This is a genomic window from Rhodococcus sp. NPDC078407 (genome assembly GCF_044542515.1).
In the GTDB taxonomy this organism is placed as follows: Bacteria; Actinomycetota; Actinomycetes; order Mycobacteriales; family Mycobacteriaceae; genus Rhodococcoides.
Window position 1 is genome coordinate 29908 of sequence record NZ_JBITUQ010000003.1, and the last position, 17018, is coordinate 46925.

Consider the following 17018-nt stretch of genomic DNA (forward strand, 5'->3'; position numbering starts at 1 on the left):
CGTGAGCAAGCCGACCGCGTTTTCTGCGCCCAAGGGCGTTCCCGATTACTTTCCCCCGAACTCGGCCGAGTTCGTCGCTGTGCGGGAGGGGCTGCTCGACGCGGCCCGCAACGCCGGGTACGGCCACATCGAACTCCCGATCTTCGAGGACACCGGGCTGTTCGCCCGCGGGGTCGGGGAGTCCACCGACGTGGTGAGCAAGGAGATGTACACCTTCGCCGATCGCGGCGACCGATCGGTGACGCTACGCCCCGAGGGCACTGCGGGAGTCATGCGAGCAGTGATCGAGCACGGCCTCGATCGTGGCGCGCTTCCGGTGAAACTTGCCTACGCCGGGCCGTTCTTTCGCTACGAACGCCCCCAGGCCGGACGGTACCGGCAGCTGCAGCAGGTCGGCGTCGAAGCGATCGGCATCGACGATCCGGCACTGGACGCCGAGGTCATCGCCGTGGCCGACGCGGGTTTCCGTTCTCTCGGGCTCACCGGGTTCAGGCTCGAGATCACCTCGCTCGGCGACGACACCTGCCGCCCGCAGTATCGAGAACTGTTGCAGCAGTTCCTGTTCGCGCTTCCCCTCGACGAGGACACCCGTCGACGCGCCGAGATCAACCCGCTGCGGGTGCTCGACGACAAGCGACCCGAGGTGCGTGAGATGACGGCGGACGCACCGCTGATGCTCGATCATCTCTCCGATTCGGCGAAGGAACACTTCGACGAGGTGCTGGCGTACCTGGACGTGATGAACGTTCCCTACCTGGTGAACCCACGGATGGTGCGTGGGTTGGACTACTACACGAAGACCACGTTCGAGTTCGTTCACGACGGGCTGGGCGCGCAATCGGGTATCGGCGGCGGCGGACGCTACGACGGTCTGATGGAACAGCTCGGCGGGCAGGCGCTGTCGGGTATCGGATTCGGTCTCGGTGTGGACCGCACCGTGCTGGCGCTGGCCGCCGAGGGCAAGACCGCGGGCGTGACGTCCCGGTGCCAGGTGTTCGGTGTGCCGATGGGTGCCGGTGCCAAACTGGCCGTCGTCGATATCGCTTCGCAACTGCGCGAACGGGGTATCGCGGTGGACATGGCGTACGGAAACCGCGGTATCAAGGGCGCGATGAAGGCAGCGGACCGATCCGGTGCGCGCTTCGCGTTGGTGCTGGGCGATCAGGAACTGGCAGCCGAATCGGTACTGGTGAAGGATCTCTCGAACGGTGATCAGGACACCGTCGCACTGGCCGACGTGGTCGACGCCCTCGGGTCGCGCCTTGCCCGGTGACTCTCGGTCCAACGCGGGGCCGGTAGCCCTGGACCTGGTCTCGGTGGAGTTCCTCGCACCGCGCCTGCGCAAGATCATCGTCGGGTCTGCCGTGATCGGCATCGTTCTCGCCGTCGTGCTGGCGCTGTTCGTGCCGGTATGGGTAGCAGTTCTCGTCGGCGTGGTCGTCGGCGGCCCCGCAGTACTGTCGGGCTGGCTTGGATTGCGCAGACGGGTGTGGCTCGACGGGCCGCAACTGTGCGCGCGAGGGCTGCGCACCCGTCGGCTGAAGATGCCGGAGGTGGTGACGGCCGAAATGACGATTCGAACGGCCGGGATCGATCAGATCTCGCTGCGGCTCTACGACGGACGTACGCACATCGTGGTTCCGCTGGCGCTCTACACCAGGGACAGTGGCCGTGAACTGCCGATTCTCGCGTTGCGCACCCTTGCCGACTCGCTGTGGACCACCGAATTGGTGCCCGCTGCCGCGATCGCCTCGGTCCTGGTGGACCAGCTGCGGGCCGAGGCCCGCGATGCTGCACTGGACCAGCGGCCGCTGTATCGCGCGATCGAACTGGTACGGAGCAAGGGTCGCACTCCGCAGGCGACGCTGACCGACCGCGAGGTCGCTCGGCTGCTCGACTGAGTAGCGGTCAGGTGACCAGGAACGCGTCGAGCACCACTGCTTCGGCCGACCGCGATCCGGACGTGACCACGAGTGCCCTGTTCAGATAGGTGAACTTCGAGACGGCCGTCGAGACACGCAGGGTGCCGCGGAAGTAGTACGTGGCGGGGTCCACCTCACGCTCGGGATCGTTCAGTGCTTCGATGACCTCGGCCGGGCCGAACTGAACCCCGCGATAGTCGAGCGAAAGGTAACCGCCGGTTGCCAATTCGAGAACGAGGTCGCTGCTGAACTCGGTGCATCCGTCGGGCCGCGTCACGCTGACGACGCTCGACCCGGCTGTGAGGGTTCCCTCGATGTCGGGGCCGGGAGCTGCGCCGCCGAGCACAGTGGTGACGACCCTGTCGCCCTCGGGTACCGCACCGATATGGAGTGCAGGTCCTAACGTCAGGCCGAGACGCAGAATGGGCTCGAGGGTCGGTGTGTTCGGGGCGGTCACGGCGGTGCACTCCTAGGATCGACTGGGGGCCTACGCTATCGCCTTCGAGTGGCCACGCCCGAGCGGGGATCGACGGGACGAGCCGGCCTTGACACTACATAGAACAAATGTTCGACTGTGTGCATGCGATGGGCCGGTCAGACTCTCGATGCTGCGGATGACGGGGCGCTGCCGGGGCTCGAACGATCGGGACTGGTGCGCAGCGTGCAGACGCCGGAGTTCGAGGGCATCACCTTTCACGAAGTGCTGTGCAAGAGCGCCCTGAACGAAGTGCCGAGCGAATCTCAGGTGCCTTTCTCGTGGACGGTCAATCCGATGCGCGGGTGCTCCCACGCCTGCAGATATTGTTTCGCCCGCCCGACGCACGAATACCTGGATCTGGACTCCGGCAACGATTTCGACTCGCAGATCGTCGTGAAGACCAACGTTGCTGCGGTACTGCGCAAGGAACTCCTGCGGCGATCGTGGAAGCGTGAGCCGGTGGCGCTCGGTACCAACACCGATCCCTACCAGCGCGCCGAGGGGCGATATCGGTTGATGCCCGGCATCATTCGGGCGTTGACCGAGTCGGGCACGCCGTTCTCGATCCTGACCAAGGGAACGCTGTTGCGACGGGATCTGCCGCTGCTGACGCTGGCCGCCCAGAAGGTCGACGTACACGTGAGCATCAGTCTGGCGATCCACGATGCAGATCTGCAGAAGCAGCTCGAACCCGGAACGCCCAGTCCACGAGCACGATTGGATCTCGTTCGAGCTGTCCGCGATGCCGGCCTGGACTGCGGCGTTCTGGTGGCACCGGTGATTCCGTTCCTCACCGATGGTGCCAAACAACTGGACGGCCTCATCGCTGCCCTGGCCGAGGCCGGTGCCACGACGGTGACGGCGCTGCCGATGCATCTGCGTTCGAGTACCAAGGACTGGTACATGAGCTGGCTGGTGAAGGAACATCCCGCATTGGTGCGTCGATACCGACAGCTCTACGGACACGGGGCGTACGTGACTCCCGAGTACAAGCAGTGGCTGAAAGCGAGAATCGACCCGTTGCTCGACACCTACGGGTTCGCCGCCGAGCAGACCCGCTCGCTGCCGGCCAACGAGCCTGCCGAACCCCGAGATCTGGTGGCCTCGGGGCCGGCTCTCACCCTGTTCTGACGGCGTCAGGGATTGTCGAGGTCACGCGCCGAGAAGGTGTCGCACGCGGAGACCTGTCCGGTCTCGTAGCCCTGGGTGAACCACGCCTGCCGCTGCGCAGAAGAGCCGTGCGTCCAGCCCTCCGGGTTGACGCGGCCCGTGGACGCCTGCTGGATCCGGTCGTCGCCCACCGAGGATGCGGCCGACAAAGCGTCGTCGATGTCGGTCGAGGTGAGCGGCTCGAGGAACGGAACACCGGTGTCCGGATCGACCGTCTCCGCTGCGTAGTGCGCCCAGATGCCCGCGTAGCAGTCGGCCTGCAATTCCACCTTCACGCCGCCGGACTCGGGACCCTGAGGATCGGACTGAGCGCGGCCGATGTCTCCCAACTGGTTCTGCAGGTGGTGGCCGATCTCGTGCGCCACCACGTACTCCTGCGCGAGCGGTCCACCGCTCGAGCCGAATTGGTCGACGAGGACCTGAAAGAAACTCGAGTCGAAGTACGCGGTGGAATCGGCCGGGCAGTAGAACGGACCAACGGCGCTGGTGGCGTTACCGCATCCGGTGTTCGTTGCTCCCGAGAACAGATTCACGCCGGGCTGAACGTAGGCAACGCCGGTCTGAGCTTGTAGCTGAGATTCCCAGACGGTGTCCAGACTTGCCACCGTGAAGTCGATTCGGCAGTCGACATTGCTGTTCGCGTCCGCGACGTCGCAGTCGAGCGTTCCTGCCGATCCGGAGCTGTTCTGCCCGGCAGAGCTATCGCCGCCGCTGATCTGATTGAGAATGGCTCCCGGATCGCCGCCGAACAGCAGCGCGATGACGACGATGATCAGACCACCCGCACCGCCGCCGATGGCCAACTTGCCGCGACCGCCACCCCCGCCGCCGCCACCGACCGACACTCGGCCCGGCTGAGACTGCGAGCCTTCTCTGAACGTCATGCTGGAGTTCCCCTCCGCCGAGCGCGCATCTGTGATGCGAACCGATACCGCCACTGTCGGCCATAGCTTCGCATGCCGGGACAGGATCTCGTTTCCTTCTACGGTCATGTGCTCCGTAGGATCGGTGAGCGAAGAACACGATCAGCGGATTTTTCTCGAAAGGACACCCGTGCTGCGCACCCACCTCGCCGGCTCATTACGCCCCGAGCACGTCGACCGAACCGTGACGCTGACGGGATGGGTGGCCCGCCGACGCGATCACGGCGGCGTCATCTTCATCGATCTGCGCGACGCGTCCGGCGTGTCCCAGGTCGTCTTCCGTGAGGGAGCGGCACTCGAGCAGGCCCACCGCCTGCGCGCCGAGTACGTGGTGAAGGTGACGGGCAAGGTAGAACAGCGTCCCGAGGGCAACGCCAATTACGAGATCCCCACCGGGGCCATCGAAGTGGAAGCATCGGACATCGAGGTGCTGTCCGAGGCGGCACCGCTGCCGTTCCAGCTCGACGACCAGCCGGGCGAAGAGGCGCGGCTGAAGTACCGCTACCTCGATCTTCGTCGTGAGGGACCGGGGCATGCCATTCGCCTGCGTTCGCACGTCAACGCGGCCGCCCGATCGGTGCTCGCGCATCACGAGTTCGTCGAGGTCGAGACTCCGACCCTGACGCGATCCACTCCCGAGGGTGCCCGCGACTTCTTGGTTCCGGCGAGGTTGCAGCCGGGCAGCTTCTACGCTCTGCCGCAGAGCCCGCAGCTCTTCAAGCAGCTGCTGATGGTCGGCGGGATCGAACGGTACTACCAGATCGCCCGGTGCTACCGAGACGAGGATTTCCGCGCCGACCGTCAGCCGGAGTTCACTCAGCTCGACGTCGAGATGAGCTTCGTCACCCAGGACGACGTCATCCTGCTGGCCGAGGAGATCCTGGCCTCACTGTGGAAGCTCGTCGGCCACTACTTCACGGCTCCGATTCCGAGGATCACCTACGCCGAGGCGATGCGTCGCTACGGTTCGGACAAGCCCGATCTCCGCTTCGACATCGAACTGGTCGAATGCGCGGACTTCTTCTCCGACACGACCTTCCGAGTGTTCCAGGCCCCGTACGTCGGTGCGGTCGTCATGCCGGGCGGCGCATCGCAGCCTCGCAAGCAGTTGGACCGCTGGCAGGAATTCGCCAAGCAGCGTGGACACAAGGGCCTCGCGTACGTTCTCGTCGGGGAAGACGGCACTCTCGGTGGCCCGGTTGCCAAGAATCTGACCGACGCCGAGCGCGACGGCCTCGCCGCACACGTCGGCGCGAACAACGGCGATGCGATCTTCTTCTCCGCGGGCCCGGTCAAGGCATCACGTGGATTGCTCGGTGCCGTGCGCGGCGAGATCGCCCGCAAGCTCGACCTGATCGACCCGAAGGCCTGGGCGTTCGTGTGGGTTGTCGACGCACCGCTCTTCGAGCCCACGTCCGACGCCACGGCCAGTGGCGATGTTGCCGTGGGGTCCGGTGCGTGGACGGCAGTGCACCACGCCTTCACTTCGCCGAAGCCGGAGTCGATGGATTCGTTCGACACCGACCCAGGATCTGCGCTGGCCTACGCCTACGACATCGTCTGCAACGGCAACGAGATCGGCGGCGGCAGTATTCGTATCCACCGCAAGGACATCCAGGAACGGGTGTTCGCGATCATGGGTATCGGCAAGGAAGAGGCACAGGAGAAGTTCGGCTTCCTTCTCGATGCCTTCTCCTACGGCGCACCGCCGCACGGCGGTATCGCGTTCGGCTGGGATCGAATCACCGCGCTGCTTGCCGGAGTCGATTCCATCCGAGAGGTCATCGCGTTCCCGAAGTCCGGCGGCGGTATCGACCCGTTGACCGACGCGCCGGCACCGATCACGCCGCAGCAGCGTAAGGAATCGGGCGTCGATTTCAAGCCGGAGAAGAAAGAGGAACCGGCCGAGGCTTGAGAAGGTCGAACACGAATATCCCCGTGGCGCAGTGCGTCACGGGGATATTCGTCTGTCGCGAGCAGATCAGCGTGCCGGGGACAGCGGCTGACCGGTGAGCACGCGGTAGGCGTAGTTGGTGGCGATCACCGAGATCGGGATCGTGAAAAGTAGACCGAGACCGCACAGCAGGGCGCCTGCGATGTTGAACGCGGCCAACAGCAGCAGGAGCAGCAGCACGGGGCCGATGTTCTTCACGGTCAGGTCGACACTGGACTTGATCGATTCGATCGCCGTCTGGTTGCGATCGATCAGGAACGTCAGTGCGAAGTTGGCAAGGAAGCCGATGACGATCAGAAGGACCGTTCCGAGGAACGGAATGAAACTGAACACGACGCTGACGACGGTCCAGATCAACGCCAGAATGGCGATCTGCCCGACGTTGGTGAGTTGAAAGAACCGCCCGAACGACGGCTTCTCGGGGGCCCCGGTCTCGTCCAGTGCGCCGCGAACGTAGGCGGCGTTGACGAAGTACGACGCGAACGTGGCAATGGCCGTCATGACGAGGGCCACCCCGGATGTCGTGGCCGTGAACGTGCTGTCACCGCGATCGGCAGCTGCCATCGCCGCGGTGAACGTCGACGCGAAGATCAGGACGAGACCGACGACGCTGACCGCCCACACGATGGCGGTGATTCCGAGCCATGGTCCGATGTTGGCTTTGAATTTTTTGAACCCGTAGCTCATTGCAGCACCGACGTCGAGGCGTCCGGGATTGGGGGCCAGGGGTTCTCGACCGTAGCCCTGGCTGCCGTAGTTCCCGTAGCCGCCGGGAGGAAGTGGGTACGCGCCACCCTGCGGTGGGTAGCTTCCGGGCGGGGGTGGGTAGCCACCGGGAGGCGGGTAGCCCTGTTGTGGGTAGTTGCCCTGTGGTGGGTAGTTGCCCTGTGGTGGGTAGTTGCCCTGTGGTGGGTAGTTGCCCTGTGGTGGGTAGTTGCCCTGTGGTGGGTAGTTCCCGGGCGACGGTGGGTACTGACCACCTGATGGTGGCGCGTTGTGTTCTGTGTTCGGTGGGGGAGTCTTCGGTGTATCCGAATAGTCGGGGTTCGTTCCCTCGCCGGGTCGCGGTGCGTCCTTCGGATTGTCGCTCACGTCGTTCTCCCGTTCTGTGATGGACGAGTGGGGTGTCTCGGCACGGAGGCACTGGAGCACTCGAACGCAGGAGAGCGGGCCGCCGTGATCAGGCGGCCCGCTCTCGTGCGTGGAGGGTTGTTACGAGACGCTGACGACCTGGGTTCCGCCGGCGATTTCGTCGTGCTTGCCTTGATTGGTGGGGCTCGAGTTGATGGTCACCGCGATGCCGATGTACGCCACGATCACCAGAAAGGTACCCACGAACGGCACGACGTTCAGCAGCATGAAGGCGTTGCGCTTGGCTGCTTCGGCCTGAGTGGGCAGGCCGCCTGCTGCGCCGACGGTGCGCAGGCCGAGGAGCTGCTTACCGAACGTCTGGCCACGAGAGGACTCGAGCAGCGTGAAGTACGCGAAGCCGAGAAGGGCGGATGCGAGACCCATCAGGAACGTTCCGAAGAACCCACTCGGAAGAATCACGAAGAGAATGATTTGGGCGATCGCGAGAATGAGTCCGTCCAGGAAGCGAGCAGCGAAGCGTGATCCGAGGCTGCCGGGCTGCGCTCCGCCCGGTAGCTGCGAGCCCATTCCGAATGCTGCGTTACCGCCTACCGGCGGCGGTGGGTAGCTCCCGGGTGGCGGGTAGTTGCCGGGCGGTGGGTAGTCGCCGGGTGGGGGATACCCGGATGCCGGATTCGTGGGGTACTGGGGTTGGTTGGGATCGGAGCCGTATTGCGGTCCGGTGGATGGATTGTCGCTCACGAGGTTCCCCTTGGTTGCACAGTGTGGCGTGTCGAACGAACAGTCGATTCGAGCTGAGCGAACCGCACCGGGAAGGGGGTGTCAAGCACTACACGCCTGACCAGTTCGTACATTTCGGACACACTTACTCGCCGAGCGCACCGGGCTCGGCCCCACTAGGGTTGGGTGTTCTACCCATACCGGGACTATCACAAGGGGCTCGCCGTGGGCATCAAGGTTGCACTCGAACACCGCACCAGCTACCAGTTCGACCGCACCGTCAAGATTTTTCCGCACGAAATCCGGCTGCGACCGGCACCGCATTCGCGTACTCCCATCGAGGCGTACTCGCTGAAGATCGAACCGGCGGAGCATTTCGTCAACTGGCAGCAGGACGTTTTCGGAAACTTCCTCGCTCGGGTGGTCTTCCCCGAGCGAACCGATCACCTGTCGATCACCGTCGGCCTCGTAGCGGACATGGCGTCGATCAACCCCCTCGACTTCTTCGTCGAGGAATGGGCCGAGCACTTCGGCTTCGCGTACGAAGAGCACGACCTCCCCGATCTCGAGCCCTACCTGCGTCCGGTGGACGAGGGCAAGGCCGGATCCGGACCGGGCCCGGTGGTCTCGGCCTGGGTGGAGAAGCTGCAGGCAGCCGTCGTCGAACGCGGAGCGTCGTTGCGCACCATCGATTTTCTCGTGATGGCCAACCAAGCCGTCATGGGGGACGTCGGGTATTCCGTGCGGATGGAACCCGGAGTACAGACTCCTGATCTGACGCTGACGTCCGCCGTCGGGTCGTGCCGGGACTCGGCTTGGTTGCTGGTGTCGGTCCTGCGTCAGATGGGTCTGGCAGCACGCTTCGTCTCGGGGTACCTGGTCCAGTTGTCGTCCGACGTCAAGTCGTTGGACGGTCCGTCCGGACCGGTGGAGGATTTCACCGATCTCCACGCCTGGACCGAGGTCTATCTTCCCGGCGCGGGCTGGGTCGGTATGGACCCGACCTCGGGCTTGTTCGCCGGCGAAGGCCATATTCCGCTGTCGGCGACGCCGCACCCGTCGACTGCCGCCGCGATCTCCGGTGCGACGAGCAAGTGCAAGGCCGAACTCGATTTCTCGAACACCGTTGTCCGCGTCCACGAGGACCCGCGAACGACGTTGCCCTACACCGCCGAGCAGTGGGAGTCGATCAAAGCCACGGCCGAGAAGATCGACAGGCGGATGCTCGATCAGGACATTCGGTTGACGGTCGGCGGCGAGCCCACGTTCGTCGCGATCGAGAATCAGGAAGCCCCCGAGTGGAACACCACGGCCGACGGTCCGCACAAACGGAAGCTGGCCAGTGTGCTGGCCGAACGGCTTCGCACCATCTACGCACCGGACGGTCTGGTCCAGCGCAGCCAGGGCAAGTGGTACCCGGGCGAGCCACTGCCCCGATGGCAGGTGGGATTGTTCTGGCGTACCGACGGTCGCACCCTCTGGCACGACCCCGATTTGATCGCCGATCCGTGGTTGGCGGAGGACCTACGACCGGAACCGGTGGACAACTCTGCGTCGCAGGAGCTGATCGACGAGTTGGTCAAGGCGCTCGGGCTGCCAGCATCGCAAGCGCGCCCGGCCTACGAGGACCCGTTGGTGAAACTGCTGGACCTGGTCCGTCAGCCCTATGGTGATCCGCCCGCCGACGACGAGGATCTCGAACCGGGAGCGGATTCCGCGGACGCCAGGAAGCAACTGCTCGAACGGCTCGATGCCAGCACCGACGAGCCTGCCGCGTTCGTGCTGCCCATTTCCCGTACCGCGGACGGTTCCGGCTGGGAGAGCTCGGACTGGAAGTTGCGCCGTGGTCGAATCGTGTTGCTGGAGGGCGATTCTCCCGCCGGGCTACGATTGCCGCTGCGCGCCATCTCCTGGGACGGCGGCCCGGTCGAGAATCCCGCCGACCCCACCGCACCCAAGCCGGATCTGCCCACACCGCAGCTGACGCAGCAACCGCCGCGTGCGCTGAGCGCGGCCGAGTCGCGTTATGCGCAGTTGGTGAACGAGACGTCCGGTGTGGGCGGCACCGCCGTCACCGCGTTGGTTGCCGAGGTCCGCGAAGGCATCCTGCACGTGTTCATGCCGCCGATGGATCGGTTGGACGATTTCGTAGACCTGGTCTCACGCGTCGAGCAGGCGGCGTCGACCATCGACACGCCGGTCGTGATCGAGGGTTACGGCCCGCCATCGGATCCGCGCATCCAAACCCTCACCGTCACACCGGATCCCGGCGTGATCGAGGTCAACGTGCAACCGACCTCCTCGTGGGCCGAGCAGAACGAGCTGATGGAGCGTCTCTACCTCGAGGCTCGCCAGTCGCGGTTGAGCACCGAAGGATTCGACAACGACGGCACCACCCGCGGAACCGGTGGCGGCAACCACATCACACTCGGCGGCGTCACACCCGTCGATTCGCCCGTTCTGCGTCGACCGGACCTACTGGTGTCTCTACTGACGCACTGGCAGCGGCACCCGTCGCTGTCCTATCTTTTCTCCGGCCGATTCATCGGAACCACGTCGCAGGCACCGCGCGCCGACGAGGGGCGCGAGGAATCGCTCTACGAACTCGAGGTCGCGTTCAGTGAGATCGAGCGACTGACCGGTGCCGACCGATCCGCATCGCCCTGGGTCGTCGACCGTGCCCTGCGGCACCTATTGACCGATATCACCGGCAACACGCACCGTGCCGAGTTCTGCATCGACAAGCTCTACAGTCCCGATTCCACCCGCGGCAGGCTCGGTCTGCTCGAACTCCGTGGATTCGAGATGCCGCCGCACCACCAGATGGCGATGGTGCAGTCGCTGCTCGTGCGCTCCATGGTCTCGCGATTTTGGGACACGCCGCTCCGAGCGCCGTTGATTCGGCACGGCGCGAACTTGCACGGTCGGTACATGCTGCCGCACTTCGTCATCAACGACATCGGACGCGTCGTCGAGGATCTTCGTGAGCACGGAATCGAGTTCGACACGAGCTGGCTGGATCCGTTCACCGAGTTCCGATTCCCTCGAATCGGCACCACCGTCGTCGGCGATGCCGAGATCGAATTACGTGGCGCGATCGAGCCCTGGAACACTCTCGGCGAAGAGTCGACGTCCTCGGGCACCGCGCGATACGTGGACTCCTCGGTGGAGCGGATCCAGGTTCAGTTCGCCGGAGCAGATGCAGGCCGATACATGGTGACGTGCAACGGGGTGCCGGTGCCGATGTTGCGCACCGATCGGCAGGATGTCCAGGTCGCCGGGTTGCGCTACCGCGCTTGGCAGCCGCCGAGTGCGTTGCACCCGACGATCGAGGTACAGAGTCCACTGCGTTTCGATCTGGTGGAGATGCAGACCGGACGCGCCGTCGGCGGTTGTTCCTACCACGTCGTGCACCCGGGCGGGCGCTCGTACGAGGGTCCACCCGTCAACTCGGTCGAGGCCGAAGCACGCCGCAACGGCCGCTTCGAGGAGGGCGGGTTCACCTCGGGAAAGGTGGACATAGCAAGATTGCTCGAGATGCGCGCTCGTCAAGCGATCGATGTGTCCGCGCCCGGCATGCTCGACCTGCGCCGGACCGGAGTCATCACGTCCTGACGCGTGACTGCACAGGAGAACGAGTCGACCGGTAGCGATCACGATTCGACGCACGGTCGTTCCGGACAGCAGCGGAATGACCCGGTGACGGAGTGCGATCGACCGACGGAAGGAACAGCGGCTCGATGGTGCCCGTGGATACCACCCTGAGTGGAGCCGGCCGGAACGAAGATGTCTCGGGTGGAGCCGGCCGGAACGAACATGAGTTGAGTGGAGCCGGCCGGAACGAAGATGTGTCGGGTGGAGCCGGCCGGAACGAACATGTCTCGGGCGAAGCCGGATCGCCGTGGCTGGAATATCGCGGTCGCCGAGAGGCCGTCAACGGTCGCGTCGGTCGGTTCGACGAGATGCTCGATGCGGACGACGCCGTCCGTCCGCACTGGGCGGACTTGGTCGACGGGATGCGTGAGGCCGGCCCAGGTGCCATGCAGTCGTTGCAGTCGCGGGTGAGCCGTCTGGTCGATGACCACGGCATCACGTACAACCCGATTCCGTCGGGTGGTAGCGACGCGATGCCCAGTGCCGTTCGGTGGGGGTTGGACAGTGTTCCGTTGGTGGTCGCGGCGGACGAGTGGGACCGTTTGGAAGCCGGTTTGGTGCAGCGGTCGATGCTGCTCGACGCGGTGCTCACCGACGTCTACGGTGCCCAGGAGACTGTTCGTCGGGGGGTGATTCCGCCGGAGTTGGTCTTCGGCAACCCGGGTTATCTGCGGACGGCGCACGCGATCACCATTCCGGGATCGCATCAGCTGTTCATGTATGCCGCCGATGTGGGCCGAGGCTCCGACGGTGAGTTCCGAGTCATCGCCGACCGCACCCAGGCCCCGTCGGGAGTGGGGTATGCGCTCGCTGATAGGCGAGTGATGTCGCGCGCGATGCCGGAGTTGTTCCAGGCCGGCAATCCCAGGCCGCTCTCGACGTTCGCGCGCGCGATGCGGTTGGCGCTTCGCGATGCTGCGCCCGCGTCGGCCGAAAATCCGGTCGTGGTGGTGCTCAGTCCCGGTTCGCATTCCGAAACGGCGTTCGATCAGTCCTATCTCGCAACGGTTCTCGGGTTTCCTCTGGTGGAGAATGCCGATCTCGTGGTTCGCGACGGCTGTTTGTGGATGCGATCACTCGGCACGCTGCGCCGGGTGGATGTGGTGCTGCGCCGAGTCGATGCCGAGTTCGCCGACCCACTCGATCTTCGTCCGGACTCGCATCTCGGCGTCGTCGGTCTGGTCGAGGTACTGCGGCGTGGGGCCGTGAGCGTCGTCAACACACTCGGTAGCGGGGTGCTCGAGAACCCGGCACTGCTGCCGTTGCTTCCCGCACTGAGCAAGGCGCTGCTGGACGAGGATCTGATTCTCGGTTCGGTGCAGACCTATTGGGGCGGCGACCCGAATCAGCTCTCGCACATCGGGACACGGCTGCGTTCGTTGGTGCTGAGGTCGACGACGTCGCGGCGCACGGTGGTGGGGCACGATCTCACCGACGCCGCAGCCGGCGAGCTGTGGGATCGCATTCTCGCCGAGCCCTGGAAGTGGACCGGTCAGGAGGTTCCCGAATTCTCGTTGGCTCCGGTCGGTTCGTCGATCGGCGGGGGAGCAGGAGACCCGCTGTCGGTTGCTCCCGCGCAGGTGGCCATGAGGTTGTTCACGGTCGCGCAGCGAGGCGGGTACACCCCGATGCGCGGGGGATTGGGGCAGGTGGTGCTCACCGCTCCCGTCACCGAGCCGCTCATCACGGTCGCGTCGAAGGATGTCTGGGTCAAGTCGGTCGAACGGGTCATGCCGGCCGATTCTGCGCCGCACACCCCGCCTGCGACGGTGGAGGAGCTGCCGCAGTACGCCGCGTCCAATGTCGACGTGGCCAGCTCACCGCGTGTGCTGGGCGATCTGTTCTGGTTCGGCCGCTACACCGAGCGTGCCGAGGACATGACGCGCTTGCTGATCGCCGCGCGCGAACGTCATCAGGACTATCGCTCGATGCCGTGGTTGGAGGGCAGCGAGAGCCTACCGATCCTGCTCGAAGCGGTCACCAGGGTCTCGCGCACCGCACCGGGGTTCCTCGACGAGGAGACGCGGGCCGATGCGATCGTGGAAATGCGGTCACTGATGCTTTCGGTGGCCCGCCTCGGATCGCTGGCGCAGTCGGTCGATCGGATGCAGCAGGCGGCGCGGGCGGTGCGTGACCAGCTGTCGAACGACACTTGGGCAGTGCTCAACCGGATCGATACAGCGCTCGACGAGTTGGCGGAATCTCCCGTCAACAGTGGTGCACAGCTGGCAGCGTCGCAATCGAGCGTGCTCCGGGGTCTGCTCGCCGTGTCCGGGTTGGCGTCGGAGTCGATGGTGCGCGATGCGGGCTGGTTCTTGATGGACGCGGGCAAACGGATCGAACGTGGTCTGCAACTGACCGCACTGCTGTCGGCAACGTTGAGCCACGCACTCACCCCGTCCACGGAGCAGTCGGTCATCGATTCGGTGTTGTCGGCGGCGGAGTCCTCGGTGATCTATCGCCGTCGCAACAGCGGCCGAGCAAGACCGGCTGCGGTGGCGCAGTTGCTGTTGTTCGACGAGGGCAACCCGCGGTCCTTGGTGTATCAGCTCGATCGCCTCCGCGACGACCTCGGATCGCTGCCCGACGCCTCGGGCACCTCGCGGCCCGAACAACTCGTCGAGCAGATGCGGGTGAAGTTGCGGCGCGTGGACCCGGGCGATCTCGAATCGGTAGACGCACACGGTCGCCGAGTCGAGCTGATCGAGCTGGTGGACGGCATCCACGATTCGCTCGAGGAGCTGTCCCGCGTGGTGCTCTCGACGCACATGTCGTTGCCGGGTGGCACGCAGCCGTTGTGGGGTAGCTCGACCATGCGGACCAGGAACGGGGTGCGGTGATGAGCCGTCGATACCGAATCAAGCACATCACGACCTACACCTACTCCGATCGCGTTTCCTCGTCGTACGGGCGGGGATATCTCGCTCCGCGAGACATGGACGGGCAACACTGCATCGAAAAGTCCGTCACCGTGGACCCCGCGCCGACCGACCAGTCCTTCGGCGTCGACGTCTACGGCAACGAAGATGTGTACTTCCACGTGACGCACGACCACGAGAAACTGGTGGTGACCGCGGATTCGCTGGTGGAGGTCTACCCGCGACCCGTGGACGAGACCACGTCCTGGCCCGCGACCGCACCGTGGGAGTCGGCCCGGATGGCGCTGTTCGACCCGACTGTGCCGGTCGACGCGGCCCGCGCCTCTGCCGTCGACTTCGCTCTGGATCTTCCTACTCCGGAGATCACCGACGACGTGCGTGCGTATGCCGCACCCAGCTTCCGGCCCGGTCGCCCGTTGGCCGACGTCATCGTCGACCTGACGCATCGCATCTTCACCGATTTCCGGTACCTGTCCGGATCCACCACCGTCTCGACCACTGTGGTGGACGTACTCGCTGCGCGTTCGGGCGTCTGCCAGGACTTCGCCCGACTGGCCATTGCCTGCTTGCGGTCTCACGGCCTGGCCGCGAGGTATGTGTCGGGTTACCTCGCGACGGAACCGCCGCCCGGCAAGGAGCGGATGATCGGCGTCGACGCAACCCACGCGTGGGCGGCCGTGTGGATGCCGAACGATCGCTGGCTGGCGTTCGACCCCACCAACGATCAATTGGTCGACGAGCGGTATGCGACGGTCGCGTGGGGTCGTGACTACGCCGATGTGGCACCTCTGCGCGGGGTGATCTACACCGAGGCGGACGAGAGCACCATCGCGGTGTCGGTCGACGTTGCACCGCAGTAGCGAACCCGGCATAATCCGGAGGTTCGGGGGGAACCGACCAACTGGTCGAATCTGCGGATGTGTCACGCGATGGGCCGCAAAACGGACAATCGTGTCACATTCGTAGTCGTCGACACAGCACAGTAGAACGTAGCGAACGGGTAGCTTGGACATCGATGACCGCAACACTGGCAGACCCTGTATCAGAGGTAGTAGCAGCAGCGCAGCGCCTCCTCGCCAAGCGCACCGGAGCGCCGGTGACGCTGATCGACCCGGTGAATCTGGGCGGTAGCGGCCAGGCGATGGTGCTGCGAGTCAAGGTCTCCGAGAACCCGTTTCAGCTGCCGCGCACCTTGGTGCTCAAGCAGGTACGCGATGTCGCCGGGGATTCCGAGTTGCACTCCGACCTGACCGACATCGCAGGCTCGAGTGCCTTCCTGCGGGAGGCGGCCTCGTACCAGTTCGCCAACGCACTGGCCACCGACAGCAGGCCGGGGCCCGAACTGCACGCCTACGATCTTCAGGCCCGGTTGCTCATTCTCAGCGACCTCGGCGATGCCAGCCCCATCACGAGTCTGTTGCGCAATTCGGACGAGGCCGCAGTGACGAACTCACTGATGGCCATGGCTCAGGCGCTGGGTCGCATGCACGCAGCAACCGTCGGCCGCGAGGATGATTTTGCAGCGCTGCTCCGGCGCGTCGGGCAACCGGACACCACCGACGGTATTTCTGCACAGATCCCCGGCGCTCTCGCCGAGGTCCCTCGCTTGTTGGCAGGGTTGCCGGGAGTCGGTCCCACTCCGGATGCCCTTCTCGATCGAGTGGCGCGCAGCGGACGACTGTTCGGGCACGGGGCGTTTCGGGCATTCAGTCCGTCGGATCTGTGCCCCGACAACATCATCGTCAACGACGAGGGTGTCCGTTTTCTCGACTACGAGTGGGGCGGATTCCGCGACGCGACCCTCGACATCACGTACGCGTTGGCCTCGTTCCCCGGATGCCTGTGCAGCTTCGAGCTCACACACGAACGCGAGCAGGCGATGATCGATGCCTGGCGTGCGGAGGTCGTCGGGATCTGGCCTGCGTTGGCAGACGACACGGCCCTGGCGAGCAAGATCCTCGACGCCCGACTGATCTGGGTATGGCTGACCACGTACTGGTTCCTCCCGGACGACCACACACGCATCGCCGCGGCGCGGGCACATCACCTGTCGGTTCCGCGGTCGCAGGCACTCGTGTCCCGATGGACGGTGCTGGCCGAGAGTGCAGATCGCCTCGGCGAGAACGGCATCGCCGAGTATGCGGCGTCGGTCGTGACCGCACTGCGTGCGAAGTGGGAACGGTAGCGACGACGTCGTTCGCAGCTTCGACAGCGCGATCGGTAGCG

The 17018-nt window shown here is 65.1% G+C and carries 12 protein-coding genes; 8 read left to right on the top strand and 4 right to left on the bottom strand.

The features are described 5' to 3' along the window. Position 1: 1 nt before the first annotated feature. Together hisS and ACIGGF_RS04495 are read left to right on the top strand one after the other, a co-directional pair. A complete protein-coding gene (gene hisS / locus ACIGGF_RS04490) occupies positions 2-1273 on the top strand; it encodes a histidine--tRNA ligase (RefSeq protein ID WP_397520187.1) in 1272 nt (423 codons plus the stop codon). Beyond that, on the top strand, positions 1263-1901 hold the full coding sequence (locus ACIGGF_RS04495) for a hypothetical protein (RefSeq protein WP_397520436.1): 639 nt from the start codon (positions 1263-1265) through the stop codon (positions 1899-1901). The genes hisS and ACIGGF_RS04495 overlap by 11 nt, the downstream gene beginning before the upstream one ends. A gap of 7 nt (positions 1902-1908) precedes the next feature. Here the strand turns inward: ACIGGF_RS04495 and ACIGGF_RS04500 are convergent, their stop codons facing one another. After that, on the bottom strand, positions 1909-2379 hold the full coding sequence (locus ACIGGF_RS04500; protein WP_397520188.1) for a DUF3237 domain-containing protein: 471 nt from the start codon (positions 2377-2379) through the stop codon (positions 1909-1911). 123 nt (positions 2380-2502) lie between these two features. On the opposite strand from ACIGGF_RS04500, the gene ACIGGF_RS04505 reads away from it, so the two are divergent. Then, positions 2503-3531, top strand: a complete 1029-nt coding sequence (locus ACIGGF_RS04505; protein ID WP_397520189.1) for an Rv2578c family radical SAM protein — start codon at positions 2503-2505, stop codon at positions 3529-3531. A gap of 5 nt (positions 3532-3536) precedes the next feature. Here ACIGGF_RS04505 and ACIGGF_RS04510 read toward each other — a convergent pair whose 3' ends face one another. Next, positions 3537-4454, bottom strand: a complete 918-nt coding sequence (locus tag ACIGGF_RS04510; RefSeq protein ID WP_397520190.1) for a neutral zinc metallopeptidase — start codon at positions 4452-4454, stop codon at positions 3537-3539. 169 nt (positions 4455-4623) lie between these two features. Between ACIGGF_RS04510 and aspS the strand changes: the two genes are divergently transcribed. Beyond that, the gene (gene aspS / locus ACIGGF_RS04515; RefSeq protein WP_397520191.1) at positions 4624-6408 is read left to right on the top strand and encodes an aspartate--tRNA ligase; all 1785 of its coding nucleotides are present in this window, start codon (positions 4624-4626) and stop codon (positions 6406-6408) included. A gap of 66 nt (positions 6409-6474) precedes the next feature. Here the strand turns inward: aspS and ACIGGF_RS04520 are convergent, their stop codons facing one another. Both ACIGGF_RS04520 and ACIGGF_RS04525 read right to left on the bottom strand, forming a co-directional pair. Next, positions 6475-7539: a hypothetical protein gene (locus tag ACIGGF_RS04520; protein WP_397520192.1), complete on the bottom strand. Its 1065-nt coding sequence runs from the start codon at positions 7537-7539 to the stop codon at positions 6475-6477. A 120-nt stretch (positions 7540-7659) separates the two neighbouring features. Further along, the gene (locus ACIGGF_RS04525; RefSeq protein WP_397520193.1) at positions 7660-8280 is read right to left on the bottom strand and encodes an RDD family protein; all 621 of its coding nucleotides are present in this window, start codon (positions 8278-8280) and stop codon (positions 7660-7662) included. 204 nt (positions 8281-8484) lie between these two features. Between ACIGGF_RS04525 and ACIGGF_RS04530 the strand changes: the two genes are divergently transcribed. From ACIGGF_RS04530 to ACIGGF_RS04545, 4 genes are all read left to right on the top strand, one after another. Further along, positions 8485-11874, top strand: coding sequence for a DUF2126 domain-containing protein (locus ACIGGF_RS04530; protein ID WP_397520194.1), 3390 nt, complete (start codon positions 8485-8487; stop codon positions 11872-11874). A 125-nt stretch (positions 11875-11999) separates the two neighbouring features. Further along, the gene (locus ACIGGF_RS04535) at positions 12000-14753 is read left to right on the top strand and encodes a circularly permuted type 2 ATP-grasp protein (RefSeq protein ID WP_397520195.1); all 2754 of its coding nucleotides are present in this window, start codon (positions 12000-12002) and stop codon (positions 14751-14753) included. After that, positions 14753-15652 carry a transglutaminase N-terminal domain-containing protein gene (locus ACIGGF_RS04540; protein WP_397520196.1) on the top strand — a complete coding sequence of 300 codons (900 nt, stop codon included), beginning with the start codon at positions 14753-14755 and terminating at the stop codon, positions 15650-15652. The genes ACIGGF_RS04535 and ACIGGF_RS04540 overlap by 1 nt, the downstream gene beginning before the upstream one ends. Before the next feature lie 155 nt (positions 15653-15807). Further along, a complete protein-coding gene (locus tag ACIGGF_RS04545) occupies positions 15808-16977 on the top strand; it encodes a kinase (protein WP_397520197.1) in 1170 nt (389 codons plus the stop codon). Positions 16978-17018 lie beyond the last annotated feature (41 nt).

Coding starts and splice junctions, on each gene's coding strand:
- ACIGGF_RS04505 (WP_397520189.1), top strand. CDS start 2,503: ATGCGATGGGCCGGTCAGACTCTCGATGCTGCGGATGACGGGGCGCTG.
- ACIGGF_RS04510 (WP_397520190.1), bottom strand. CDS start 4,454: ATGACGTTCAGAGAAGGCTCGCAGTCTCAGCCGGGCCGAGTGTCGGTC.
- ACIGGF_RS04535 (WP_397520195.1), top strand. CDS start 12,000: ATGGTGCCCGTGGATACCACCCTGAGTGGAGCCGGCCGGAACGAAGAT.
- ACIGGF_RS04540 (WP_397520196.1), top strand. CDS start 14,753: ATGAGCCGTCGATACCGAATCAAGCACATCACGACCTACACCTACTCC.
- ACIGGF_RS04545 (WP_397520197.1), top strand. CDS start 15,808: ATGACCGCAACACTGGCAGACCCTGTATCAGAGGTAGTAGCAGCAGCG.